This is a genomic window from Aquabacter albus (genome assembly GCF_040049275.1).
In the GTDB taxonomy this organism is placed as follows: Bacteria; Pseudomonadota; Alphaproteobacteria; order Rhizobiales; family Xanthobacteraceae; genus Aquabacter.
On the sequence record NZ_JBDZDT010000004.1, the window covers coordinates 337,294 to 350,028 of the forward strand.

Genomic DNA, 12,735 nt, shown 5'->3' on the forward strand with positions numbered 1-12,735 from the left:
AAGGCGGGCGGTGCCAAGAGCCCTGGCGCCGCCCCCTTCCGGACCCGTTTCTAAGAGCTGTCAGTCGTCGAGGCGGTGGATGTCGTGCACCACGATGGCGGTGTTCTTCGCGGGCTTCTTCAGCCAGTCGGGCCGACGCAAGGTCTTCAACGTGTCCTCGTAGCCGGACTGCCAATGGTCCCGCATGGAGGTGCCGGAGAATTCGTAATCCTTGAAATCCCGCTCGTAGGATTTCTCCTGATAGATCAGGTGGCAGATGTTCACCGGCCCGGATGCCTCGTACTCGGAGAGGATCTGGTTGTCCTCCTCGCTACGCAGCTGCTCGGGGATGCGCTGGAGCGCATCCGCGTGCTTGGAGCGCAGCATCTGGACCCGGCGGAAGAAGTCGGTGATGGACCTTGTGCGGCTGGAATAGCCGATGTCCTTCTGCCGCTCGACCACGTCCAGCATGTCCCGCGGCAGCTCGCCGCGCGAGGAGAACAGGTCCACCTGAAACACCAGCGCGCTCGGATGGTCCGGCTGGTCCAGCAGCCATTGGAGCGGGGTGTTCGAGACCACGCCGCCGTCCCAGTAATATTCGCCGTCGATGCGCACCCCGGGGAAGGCCGGCGGCAGGGCGCCCGACGCCATCACATGCTCGGGGCCGATGCGGTGGGTGGTGTTATCGAAATAGACGAAATTGCCGGTGCGGATGTTCACCGCGCCCACGGAGAAGCGCTTCTGGCCGCTATTGATCAGGTCGAAGTCCACGAGCCGCAGCAACGTGTCGCGCAAGGGCGAGGTGTCGTAGAAGGAGGTCGCGCCCTCCGCGCCGCGGGGCAAAAGCCAGGGGTTGGGGAAGCGCGGCTTGAAGAAGCCGGGCTGGCCAAGATTGATGGTGGCGAAGGCGCTCATCTGGTTGCGCATGGTGCGGAAATGGTCGCCGTCGGGCGTATAGGCCCAGATCTTGCGGCCCGAGATGGTGTTCCAGAATTCCCGCAGGCGCGGCACCCGGTTCTCCGGCGTGTTGCCGGCGATGATGGCGCAATTGATGGCGCCAATGGAGACGCCGGACACCCAGTTCGGCTCCGCGCCCGCAATGGACAGCGCCTCGTAGACGCCCGCCTGATACGCGCCGAGCGCCCCGCCGCCCTGGAAGACGAGGGCAACCCGGTCATAGTCGGACACGATATTGCGGATGTCGCTGGGAACCTCGCTTAGCAGCGTGCTCATTATTTCCCCTCAACCGGTTTGCCGCCGAAGCATGGCGCCTCGGCCGGCGTCATGCAATGCGCGGAACGCGGCGCGCCCTGCGGTGGTTCGTTTCGTGGCCGATCCCGGATCACTTGCCGTCGGCGAGATAGTCGAACATCACCTCGCCCATGCCCAGGGTGAGGTCGGCGCGCAGGTGCAGGGCCGAGACCACTTCGAGCACGGGCAGGCGGGCCACGTCGCAGATGACGTGGGGGTAGAGGCCGAGCGCGCCCGGGCCGACCCAGGCTTCCTTCAGCTGGACGTCCTCGAGATAATAGCGCACCAGCTCGCAGATGCGCGGGGTCGCGTCCACGTGCGGGATGATCTTGATCATGAAGTTGGGTGCCAGGAGCGCCTTCATGACCGTGTCCTTGTCCGCCGCTATGTGCTTGTAGCCCATGGAGGCTTCGGCGCAGAGCGTCTTGCCGTAATGGAGGCGGCCGACGAGAACGTCCTTCTCCACTTCCATCTTCGGGTGGGCATACTTCTTCGGGAAGCCCCATAGCTCGCGGCCGCCGGCAATGGGCGCCTCGTCGTCGAGATACATGGAGTGGACGTAGCCGCCCTCGACCCCGTTATACTTCACCGGGATCACCTGTCCGGTCTCGGTATAGTCGCCGAAGCCGGTGCTGTCGGGCATGCGGATGAATTCGTACTTCACCAGCGGCTCGAACACTTCGAGCGGCTCCGGCACCACGCGGCGCAGGGCCTCGATGTCGGTGCGATAGGTGATGATCATGAATTCGCGATCGAAGAACCGGTACGGCCCGCGGGGATAAGCGGGGTTGGTCAGCGGCATGGAATAAGCTGTGCGGCGCACGTCTTCGATCTTCATGGGATGCTCCCCTGATCCGGCCGGGCAGGTCTTCTCGCGGCTGCGAGATAAGATCAGGTTAGCCCATAGCTTTTCGCCGTGACAGCCCTGCGACGCACCAAGTGTGACGCAGGCCGGAGCCTAGAACGCCAACAATCCGCCGGAGCCTTTCGCGGTGCCGAAGGCCACCGCCCCGCCATCGGCCCGCCATGCGCCGCAGGAGACCGCCGCCCCGTCCGGCGCGCGCAGCAGGATCTCGGCGGCGTCGGGGATGCGCACCATGAGCACCATGCCGTCCTCATAGCCCACCGCCACCACCGGGTCCTTGGGGTGGCAGGCCACCATGGTCACGCGGCCGGTGGAGGAGGGAGCGATCATGCTCGGCTGCTTGCCCATGGGGCCGTCCTTGGCCTGGAATGGCCAGAGGATCGCCTCGCTCGACCCCGAGGAGGCGAGCCATTTTCCGTCGCTGGTGAAGGCGAAGGACTTCACGCGGGCGGGGTAGCCGGTCATGCGCATATGGTTGCCGTCCGCCAGCCGCCAGCCGTGCAGCGCCGGCTCCTGCATGGTGGTGATGACGAAGCGCGCGTCCGGGCTGAAGACGACGCCGAGATGCGAGCCCTTCCACGCGAAGCCCTCCGGCTTCACGCCCAGGGCGTTGGGGAACCACAGCGTCACGCCGCCATAATGGGCGATGCCGAGCCGCAGCCCCTTGGGCGCGAAGGCGAGCCCGCCCACGGTGGAGGGCGCATCGAGGCTGCGCCGCTCATTGCCTTTCGCCGGCATGAAATAGGCCGTCTTGCCGGTGGAATAGGCGAAGCTGTCGTCGGGGCCGAGGGCCACATGGTCGATCCAGCGGCCCTTGTGCTCGGCGAGCGTGCGCACCTCGCCGGTGGCGAGGAGCTGCTTCACCGTGCCGTCATCGCCGGCGGTGAGCAGCCGCTTTCCGTCCCCCGCGGTCTCCAGCACCACTCCGTCATGCAGCGTAACCGCCTGCGACGTCTCGCCCACCAGGGTGGCGCGGCCCTCATCCTCCACGAATGCGCAAATGCCGCCCACGAAGCGCGCGGCGGCAAGCCCGCTCTCGAAGGCGAACGTCTGGACCTTGTCGGTGAGGGAGGACGGAGCGGAGGTCATGGAATCTGGGACACCCTTGAACGCGAACGGCTTAGATAAGGCACGCTGCGGGATTTGTCGCGATGGGGTGGGGACGAAGATGTCACCATGGCCGGCTTGATCTGGGTAGCCTTCAGTGCGCCGTCTCGGCATCCCGCGCGTGCTCCGAAAGGTCGGAGATGGTCGGCACCGTGCCCGTGAGCGGGTTCTCCGGATCGTAGGCATAGCTCAGCGTCTCGAAGCGCATGGAGAGCGCGTCGATCATCAGCAGCTTGCCCACCAGCCCCTCGCCGAACCCGACAATGGCGCGGATGACCTCCAGGGCGGCGAGCGAGCCGGCGACGCCCGCGAGCGCGCCGAGAATGCCCGCTTCCGCGCAGGGCGCCACGGTGCCGGGCGGGGGCGGCTCGGGGAACAGGCAGCGATAAGAGGGGTTGGGCGTGCCGTCCGGCCCCACTTCGTGCGGGCGCAGGGTGGTGAGGGTGGCGTCGAAGGTGCCCAGAGCGGCGGTCACGAGCGGGCGCTTCGCCAGGGCGCAGGCGTCGGAGACGAGATAGCGCGTCGAGAAATTGTCGGAGCCGTCCACCACCACGTCCACGGAGGAGACCAGCGCCATGGCGTTGGAGGCATCGAGGCGGGTGCGGTGAAGCTCCATCTCCACGTGCGGGTTCAGGGCTTTAACGAAGTTGCGGGCGCTCTCCACCTTGGGCCGGCCGATATCCGGCGTGCGGTGGATCACCTGGCGCTGGAGATTGGAGAGGGAGACCTCGTCGTCATCCACCAGTACCAGCCGCCCCACGCCCGCAGCCGCAAGGTAGAGGAGCACAGGCGCGCCGAGCCCGCCGGCGCCCACCACCAGCACGCTGGCGGCTTTCAGCTTCTGCTGACCCGGTCCGCCCACGTCCCGCAGGACGATGTGCCGGGCATAGCGTTCGATTTCTTCGGATGAGAAGGCCATGGGCGTTATCTAGACACTAAGCCCGCCGATTTCATCCCTGCGGCGGCGGAAGGGATGTACCGGAGAGCTGGGCATAGATGCGCGCGAGCGAGGAATCATCGTCCCGCCCCATGCCCGACCCCGCAGCGGCGAGGTACATCTGGAGCGCGGCGGCGGCGAGCGGGACGGGATAGCGCGCGTCCCGCGCCATGTCGTGGATGATGCCGAGATCCTTCACGAAGATCTCCACGGCGCTGAGCGGCTTGTAGTCGCCCGCGAGCACGTGGGGCATGCGGTTCTCGAACATCCAGGAATTGCCGGCGGAGGCCGTAATGACCTCGTACACCTTCGCAAGGTCCAGCCCCTGCTTGGCCGCAAAGGTGAACGCCTCGCAGGCGGCGGCGATATGCACGCCGGCGAGGAGCTGGTTGATCATCTTGAAGGCCGCGCCCGTGCCCGGCGCATCGCCCAACTCATAGACCTTGGCGGCCATGGCATCGAGCGCCGGCCGGGCCTTCTGGAACGCGGCGTGGCTCCCTGAGGCCAGCACGGTGAGGGCTCCGGTGGCCGCCCGCGCCGCGCCGCCGGAAATGGGGGCGTCGAGATAGAGCCGGCCGGTGGCCTCCAGCCGGCCGGCGAGCGCACGGGCTTTCTCCGGGTCCATGGTGGCGCAGGAGATGAAGACCGCGCCCTCGGGCAGCGCCTCGGCCACACCTTCCGGCCCGAACAGCACGCTTTCCGTCTGGGCGGCATTTACCACCACGCTCACGGCGATGTCGGCGCCCTCCGCCGCCTTGGCCGCGCTCGGAGCGCCCTTGCCCCCGTCCGTCACAAACTGGCCGACCGCGTCCGCCGAGGGATCGAAGCCGGTGACATCGAGGCCGGCCCGCAGCAGCGAGCGGGCCATGCCGCCGCCCATGGAGCCAAGGCCGAAGACCGCCGCTTTCAGAGTGTCTGATGATGTCATGGCCGTGTCTCCCCGCCGCCTTCAGGGCGGCTGCGGGATCGTCGTCCCGCTTCATAGCCTTGGTAAGGCCGGAGCCGGCCGCCTGCCAAGGGTGTTCTCGGCGCCCGAAGCCGTCATGGCAGGCTCAACCCGGCCCTCTTGTGTGGGGCCGGATTGACGCATCGGAACTCTGCCGTGCCAGCACATATCCGCCCGTCAGCGCATAAAGGCGCACAGGCCAAAGGGCCGTTTTGCACACAAGAATCCGCTTCTGGGCTCCCGCCCCTCGCAATCCGGCCCTGCCGGTGCCATTTTGTTCTCGCACGAGAATCAGCGGCGAGGCGAGACGCGCGGTTGGCTAGTCCCCTGGAACAGAGAAAACACCTGACAAGCGAAGCGGCGAACCCGCCGGCCCTCAAGCCGGGCGGCATCGCCGAGCGTGCGCGCGCCGGCGGCGCGCCCTCCCGCTCCTATCTTTCCGGCCTCAACCCCGAGCAGCGCGAGGCGGTGGAGACCCTGGACGGGCCGCTCCTTGTGCTGGCCGGGGCGGGCACGGGCAAGACCCGCGTGCTCACCGCCCGCGTCGCCCATATCCTCTCACAAGGCCGTGCCTTCCCCTCGCAGATCCTGGTGGTGACCTTCACCAACAAGGCCGCGCGGGAGATGAAGGAGCGCATCCATTCCATGGTTGGCGACGCCGTGGAGGGCATGCCCTGGCTCGGTACCTTCCACTCCATCGGCGTGCGCATCCTGCGGCGGCATTACGAGCTGGTGGGGCTGAGAAGCGGCTTCACCATCCTCGACACGGACGACCAGGTCCGCCTGCTGAAGCAATTGTTGGCGGCGGAAAATATCGACGACAAGCGCTGGCCCGCCCGGCTTCTGGCCTCCACCATCGACGGCTGGAAGAACCGGGCCCTCTCGCCCGATAACGTGCCCCCCGGCGAGGGCTCGGCCTTCGCCAATGGGCGCGGGCAGATGCTCTATGCCGCCTATCAGGCGCGGCTGAAGGCGCTGAACGCGGTGGATTTCGGCGATCTCCTCCTGGAGGGCATCCGCCTGTTCCGGGAAAATCCTGAAGTGCTCGCGGATTATCACCGCCGGTTCAAATACCTGCTGGTGGACGAGTATCAGGACACCAACGTCGCCCAGTATCTCTGGTTGCGGCTCCTGGCGCAGGGCTCGAAGAACGTGTGCTGCGTCGGCGACGACGACCAGTCCATCTATGGCTGGCGTGGCGCGGAAGTGGACAACATCCTCCGCTTCGAGAGCGATTTTCCCGGCGCCAAGGTGATCCGCCTGGAGCGCAATTACCGCTCCACGGGCCATATCCTTGCCGCTGCCTCCCACCTTATCGCCAACAATGAGGGCCGGCTCGGTAAGACCCTGTTCTCCGAAGGCGAGGCGGGCGAGAAGGTCTCCGTCACCGGCTCCTGGGATTCAGGCGAGGAGGCGCGGGCCATCGGCGACGAGATCGAGGCGTTCCAGCGCTCCGGCCATCCCTTGTCGCAGATCGCCATCCTGGTGCGGGCCTCGTTCCAGATGCGCGAGTTCGAGGACCGCTTCGTCACGGTGGGCATGCCCTACAGGGTCATCGGCGGGCCGCGGTTTTATGAGCGGGCGGAAATCCGCGATGCGCTGGCCTATCTGCGGTGCGTCAACTCGGCAGCGGATGATCTCGCCTTCGAGCGCATCGTCAACGTGCCGAAGCGCGGCATCGGCGATGCGACCGTGAAGCAGGTGCACGACGTGGCCCGGGCCACCGGCATTCCGCTCCAGGAGGCCGCCCGCGCCCTGGGCGACAGCGAGGAGCTGAAGCCGAAGGTGCGCGCCACCATGCGCGGCCTCATCCAGTCGTTCGACCGCTGGCGCGAGCAGTCCCGCCACATGAGCCATACCGAGCTGGCCGAGATCGTGCTGGACGAGAGCGGCTATACCGAGATGTGGCAGAAGGACCGCTCCGCGGAGGCGGCGGGCCGGCTTGAAAATCTCAAGGAGCTGGTCCGCTCCATGGAGCAGTTCGAGAACCTGCAGGGGTTTCTCGAGCACATCTCCCTGGTCATGGACACCGACAACGGCGCCGGCGAGGACGCCGTGCAGATCATGACCCTGCACTCCGCCAAGGGGCTGGAGTTCGACACGGTCTATCTGCCGGGCTGGGAGGAGGGCCTGTTCCCCCACCAGCGCGCCCTGGACGAGCAGGGTAAGGCCGGCCTCGAAGAGGAGCGGCGCCTCGCTTATGTGGGCATCACCCGTGCTCGTCTCAGCGCCCGGGTCTATTTTGCCTCCAACCGGCGAATCCACGGCCTGTGGAATTCCACCGTGCCGAGCCGCTTCCTCGACGAACTGCCCGATGCGCATGTGCAGGTGGAGGAATCGAAGGGCGGCTTCGGCTGGGGCGGCTCCTCCTATGGCGGGGGCTCCTACGGCGAGAGCCGGTTCGACAAGGCCGCGCGTGCCGAGCCCTTCTCCTCCACCTATGCGACGCCCGGCTGGCAGCGGGCGCAGGCCGCGCGGGGCGGGGCATCAGGCGGCGGCTTTGCGGAGCGGGGACGGTCCTTCAGCCGGGGGGGAAGCGCCCCGGTCATCGAGGGAACGCTCATCGCCGCCTCGACCGGCGCGCCCTCGGCCTTTTCCCTGGGCCAGCGCGTGTTCCATCTGAAGTTCGGCTACGGACAGGTGGCCGGGATCGACGGCAATAAGCTCACCGTCCAGTTCGAGAAGGCCGGCGAGAAGCGGGTACTGGAAAGCTTCCTCGACAAAGCGTGAGGATTGGGCGCCGGGGGGATTTTTTGGTGCCGGGGCGTCATGTCCGCTTCCCTACGGCACCTAGCGGCTTTAGCCTCCCCAGCGGCTGACGCGTTTAAAAAACTGCTATAGAACGGTATTATAATGCGGAAAGCCGCTGCCGGACCGCAGCCGCTCGATTTTTGTGCCATCACCCATGCACTTGTCCAACTTTCTCCTGCTGTTCGCCGACATGGCGGTTTATTTCGGCCTGATGCTGGCGCTGTTCCGGGCCCGGACGGTCATCGGCATCGGCGGGCTGTTCTGCGCCCTCGGGGTGATGCATCTCACCACCGTTTATCTTTCTTCTTCCTTCTTCTTCGTCATGCCCTTCGGGCTCGGGCTCTCTCCCGGCTCGCTCGTGCTCTATGCGGGCTGCATGAGCATGCTTCTGCTGGTCTACATCCGCGAAGGGTTGTTTGCGGCGCGCCAGCCCGTCTACGGCCTGCTGCTGGGCAGCTTCCTGTTGACCATCATCGCCGCGCTGCTCGGCTTCGAGCATGCGCGGTTTCCGTTCCAACGGCCGGCAGACATTTCCTTCCTCAACCAGATGAGCGCGCTCATGCTGTGGGGCACGCTGCTGCTCTTCATCGAATGCGCCTTCATCTTCCGGTTGTTTGAATGGTTCATGCGCCGGTCCGGCCGCCGGCTCTGGCTGTCCGCGTGGCTGACGCTGGCGATCACCTGCACCTTCGACCAGCTCCTTTTCTTCCCGGCTTTGCATTTCGCTTTCGGCGTGCCGCTCGCGGTGGGCCTCGGCGGCTGGATCGGCAAGGTGCTCGCCACGGGTTTCTACGCGGCGCTCCTCGTCTTCTATCTCCGCCATGTGGAGGGCGTGCCCATGCGTCCCGGCCGCGCCGCCATGCGCTTCTCCGAGGTGAGCCTGCGGCACGATCCGGTGACGGGGGCGTTCCACAGGGCGCGCTTTGACCAGCTGGCGCTGGACCTCGTGAGCGTCAGCGTCTCCACGGGCCGGCCCTTGACCCTGATGCTGGTGGATGTGGATCCACCGTCCGCCTGCGGGTCCCAGGCGGACCGGGCCGGGCAGGTCCTTCGTCTGGTGGCTCAGGCCATCAGCGAAGGGCTGCGGGCCGGAGATTATGTGGTCCGGTTCGACGGCAACGCCCTGGCGGTGCTGGCACCGGGCCTGCCGCACCAGGCCGCTGTCCAGGTTGCCTCCATGATGCGGCAGAGGATCGAGGGCATCAGCGAACTGCCCGACGGCATCGCTCCGCCGGACGTGGCCATCGGCATCGCCACCACGCCCATGGATGGAGAAAGCGTCGCCAGCCTCTTGTCGGCGGCGGACAACAGGGTCTATGCCGCCAAGACCCTTGAGCGCGGCCGCGTGGTCGGCGCATTCGAGGCGTGAGATCCTCGCCTGGGCGGACCGCCCGGGCGTGGCCGCCACCCCGTTCCATGGACCTAGATGCGATGCTGGAAGGCCTGCTGCCCAATGACGCCACCCACTACATGCGCGTCTCCGCGCCCGAGGGGGACGCACGGCGCATTGCGGACCTGATCGCCGAGACCTTCGATCCGGCAGAGGTCGCAGTGGCGAACTTCGAGCAGCCGGACGGCGTCTGGGCGGTGGAAGCCTATGCGGGCAGCGCGTTCGACCCCGACATGTTGCGCGATCTGGTGGTGGTGGCCGCCGGCGAGGACTTCGCCGCGCGCGTGGAATTCGGGGAGCTGCAGGAGAAGGACTGGATCGCCGCCTCGCTGGAAGGACTGGCGCCGGTGCGCGTCGGGCCGTTCCATGTCCACGGCTCCCACGACCGCGCGCGCGTCCCGCCCAATGGCATCGGCATCGAGATCGAGGCGGCGCTCGCCTTCGGTACCGGGCATCACGGCACCACCCAGGGCTGCCTCGCGGCCATCGTGGATGAGGCCCGCCGCGGCACGCCCCGGCGGGTGCTGGACGTGGGCACGGGCACGGGGGTTCTGGCCATCGCCGCCGCCCGGCGCTTCCGGACCCTGGTGATGGCCGGTGATATCGATGTGGTGGCTGTGCGCACGGGGAAAGAGAATGCGCGCGCCAATGCCAGCGCGCCTTTCGTGCGGATGGTGCTGGCGCCCGGCGTCGATGCCCCGGCCCTGCAGCGGGAAGGTCCTTACGACCTGATCCTCGCCAACATCCTGCTGCCGCCCTTGAAGCGGCTCGCCAAACCGTTGCGCCCGCTTCTGGCGCCCGGCGGGCGCGTCGTGCTCTCCGGCCTCTTGGAATCCCACGCGAACGCCGCGCTGGCGGCCTATCGCGCGCAGGGGCTCAAGCTGGTGCGCCGGCGCAATATCGAGGGCTGGACGACGCTGACCCTATCGGCCGGCGGCGCAAGCGCGCGTCCGCTCTTCTGAAAACGCTGCGCAGGCTGTCACTTGCGCGGATCGTCACCGGTGCGCTGGATGTAGAAAGCCAGCTCGCGCTCGGCGCGCGCCGCCTGGGCAGCGAGGATGGCGGCATACAGACGGCCGAGAAAACCCTTCTTCGGCGCTGCCGCTTCGGCGGCATAACCCTTGGAAGGAGAAAGCGTTACAGCGCTCATGAGGACATCCTCCACTGCATCCGGGGTCGCATGATGCGATCCATGATGCAGCGCAAGATAATTCATGATGCGTCGCGGCAGAACGCGTAGGTCAGCATGGCTGACCTGCATGAGGCGCAGGCTTGTCCGTAAGGCAACGGCACCTTAGCCGGCAGCTGGATTTGCGCGGCTCAGCTCCGGGCGCTGAGCCCGATGCTGCGCCCCAGCCCGTCGGGCGTGGGCAGTGCGGCATGAACCGACTTCATGCCGGCCACGCGCTCAAGCACGTCATCGGGAAACGGCACGACCCGGCGGGTGTCGAGGTCCACATGGAGCGCCACCTGCTCGCAAGTGGCCGATACCCAGCCTTCCGAGGCATGGTGCAGGTGCTGGTAGAGGTGCAGCCGCTTCTCGTCATAGTCCACGAGCTGAACGGTTCCGCGCACGGGCGAGCCGGGGGAGAGTTCCTGCAGGTAGCGGACATGGGTTTCGGCGGTGAAGAAGGAGGCGCGTTGCGTGACGGCATAATGCGGACCGAGCCCGAGCAGGGTCAGCGCCTCGTCCACGGCGCGGTCGAACAATACATTGTAGTAGGCCATGTTGAGATGGCCGTTATAGTCCACCCACTCCCGTTCAACCGCCATGGCGGATGAGACGAAGGGCGCAAAGAACACGGGTTCGAACTCGGGTCGGTTCCACATGGCAACCTCGCCGTTCAGAGAAATGCACGATGAAAGCGCAGTGTGCCGCGCTGAAAGACATTGGTCACTGACCATTTGGCGTAAAAATGTCGCTCGTGCGGAGGGATAAGGCACAAAAGGTGTAATTGGGGCAGGGCGTAAGGCGGTTTGCGGCCGGCGCTTCAGCGATTAAGCTGCCGAGAGCGCACCTGAGAGCCACGGGCTTTTTAAAGGATTCTTAAATGGTTGTTGCGGGTGCAAAGGTAGAGCCCCAGCCGGCGAACGATTTTTCGCCGGCGCTTGACGCTCTGCTTGAGGTGTTGGGTAACAAGGTCGTGATGTCCAGGGCTGTGCGCGAGCAACATGCCAACATCACAACGTATTTGCCCAATGAGCCGGCAGATGCGGTGGTTTTCGCGGAGTGCACAGAAGACGTGCAGGCGACACTCGCCGTCTGCCGCGCCCACGGCATGCCGGTCATTCCCTATGGCACGGGCACATCGCTGGAAGGCCACGTGAATGCGCCGCGCGGCGGGGTCTGCCTCGATCTGTCCCGCATGAACCGCATCCTCGCCATCCATGCCGACGATCTGGACTGCATCATCGAGCCCGGCGTTACCCGTAAAAGACTTAATGAAGACTTGCGCGACCAGGGGTTGTTCTTTCCCATCGATCCCGGCGCCGACGCTTCACTGGGCGGCATGGTCTCCACCAGGGCCTCGGGCACCAATGCGGTGCGCTACGGCACCATGAAAGACAATGTGTTCGCCTTGAAGGTGGTGCTGCCCAATGGCGAGCTCATCACCACCTCCCGGCGCTCCCGCAAGACCTCCGCCGGCTATGACCTCACCCGCCTGTTCATCGGCGCGGAGGGCACGCTCGGGGTCATCACCGAGATCACGCTCAAGCTTTACGGGATCCCCGAGGCCATCACAGCCGGCGTCTGCCCCTTTCCCACCATTGGCGATGCCTGCAATGCGGTGATCGCCACCATCCAGTCCGGCATTCCTGTCGCGCGCATCGAGCTTCTGGACGAGATGCAGGTGCGCGCCTCCAACGCCTACGCCAAGCTCGGCCTTCCGGAGACACCGCATCTGTTCCTGGAATTCCATGGCACGGCCATGGGCGCCCGCGAGCAGGCGGAGCGGTTCGCGGAGATCGCCGCCGACAATTCCGGCGGCCCCTTCACCTGGGCCGAGCAGCCCGAGGACCGCACCCGGCTCTGGCAGGCGCGGCACGATGCCTATTGGTCCGTCCTGCCCCTGAAGCCCGGCGCGAAGGCGGTGGCCACCGACGTGTGCGTGCCCCTCTCCCGCCTCGCCGACTGCGTCATGGAGACGAAGCGGGACATCGAGGAGATGGGACTTCTCGCCCCCATTGTCGGCCATGTGGGCGACGGCAATTTCCACACCACTTTGATGGTGGATGTGGACGACCCGGCCGACATGGCGAAGGCCAAGCTCTTCATGTCGCGCATGGTGGACCGGGCCCTCGCCATGGACGGCACCTGCACCGGCGAGCACGGCGTCGGCCAGGGGAAGATGAAATATCTCGCCGCCGAGCACGGCGAAGCCACGTTGGAAGCCATGCGCACTCTGAAGCGTGCGTTTGACCCTCAAAACATCATGAATCCCGGCAAAATCGTCGCCGTCTGAAGCAGGCGCGCCGGACGCGGTCCGGGGCGGTACGCGCAACCTCAA

Annotated in this window: 11 protein-coding genes; 4 read left to right on the top strand and 7 right to left on the bottom strand. The window is 66.4% G+C overall.

From position 1 onward, the window contains the following. Positions 1–60 precede the first annotated feature (60 nt). The 5 genes from ABLE91_RS11285 to ltnD all read right to left on the bottom strand — a co-directional run bounded on the left by ABLE91_RS11285 (position 61) and on the right by ltnD (position 5,067). Positions 61–1,212 (bottom strand): patatin-like phospholipase family protein, encoded by a 1,152-nt coding sequence (locus ABLE91_RS11285; RefSeq protein WP_348930912.1) that lies wholly within the window; start codon positions 1,210–1,212, stop codon positions 61–63. 109 nt (positions 1,213–1,321) lie between these two features. Further along, positions 1,322–2,068: an acetoacetate decarboxylase gene (locus ABLE91_RS11290; RefSeq protein ID WP_348930913.1), complete on the bottom strand. Its 747-nt coding sequence runs from the start codon at positions 2,066–2,068 to the stop codon at positions 1,322–1,324. Positions 2,069–2,188: 120 nt separating this feature from the next. Beyond that, positions 2,189–3,184: a WD40 repeat domain-containing protein gene (locus tag ABLE91_RS11295; RefSeq protein ID WP_348930914.1), complete on the bottom strand. Its 996-nt coding sequence runs from the start codon at positions 3,182–3,184 to the stop codon at positions 2,189–2,191. Positions 3,185–3,296: 112 nt separating this feature from the next. Beyond that, the gene (gene moeB, locus ABLE91_RS11300; protein WP_348930915.1) at positions 3,297–4,121 is read right to left on the bottom strand and encodes a molybdopterin-synthase adenylyltransferase MoeB; all 825 of its coding nucleotides are present in this window, start codon (positions 4,119–4,121) and stop codon (positions 3,297–3,299) included. Positions 4,122–4,152: 31 nt separating this feature from the next. After that, complete coding sequence (ltnD, locus tag ABLE91_RS11305; RefSeq protein WP_348930916.1) at positions 4,153–5,067, bottom strand: L-threonate dehydrogenase; 915 nt, start codon at positions 5,065–5,067, stop codon at positions 4,153–4,155. 345 nt (positions 5,068–5,412) lie between these two features. Here ltnD and ABLE91_RS11310 point away from each other — a divergent pair, with 345 nt between their 5' ends. From ABLE91_RS11310 to ABLE91_RS11320, 3 genes are all read left to right on the top strand, one after another. Then, positions 5,413–7,815, top strand: a complete 2,403-nt coding sequence (locus tag ABLE91_RS11310; protein WP_348931204.1) for an ATP-dependent helicase — start codon at positions 5,413–5,415, stop codon at positions 7,813–7,815. Between the two features lie 181 nt (positions 7,816–7,996). After that, positions 7,997–9,205, top strand: coding sequence for a GGDEF domain-containing protein (locus ABLE91_RS11315; RefSeq protein ID WP_348930917.1), 1,209 nt, complete (start codon positions 7,997–7,999; stop codon positions 9,203–9,205). A gap of 62 nt (positions 9,206–9,267) precedes the next feature. After that, positions 9,268–10,188, top strand: coding sequence for a 50S ribosomal protein L11 methyltransferase (locus ABLE91_RS11320; protein ID WP_348931205.1), 921 nt, complete (start codon positions 9,268–9,270; stop codon positions 10,186–10,188). A 17-nt stretch (positions 10,189–10,205) separates the two neighbouring features. Here ABLE91_RS11320 and ABLE91_RS11325 read toward each other — a convergent pair whose 3' ends face one another. Then, positions 10,206–10,487, bottom strand: coding sequence for a hypothetical protein (locus ABLE91_RS11325; RefSeq protein ID WP_348930918.1), 282 nt, complete (start codon positions 10,485–10,487; stop codon positions 10,206–10,208). Between the two features lie 59 nt (positions 10,488–10,546). Beyond that, a complete protein-coding gene (locus ABLE91_RS11330; protein ID WP_348930919.1) occupies positions 10,547–11,056 on the bottom strand; it encodes a thioesterase family protein in 510 nt (169 codons plus the stop codon). 221 nt (positions 11,057–11,277) lie between these two features. Here ABLE91_RS11330 and ABLE91_RS11335 point away from each other — a divergent pair, with 221 nt between their 5' ends. Beyond that, positions 11,278–12,690 carry an FAD-binding oxidoreductase gene (locus ABLE91_RS11335; RefSeq protein WP_348930920.1) on the top strand — a complete coding sequence of 471 codons (1,413 nt, stop codon included), beginning with the start codon at positions 11,278–11,280 and terminating at the stop codon, positions 12,688–12,690. Positions 12,691–12,735: the final 45 nt, after the last annotated feature.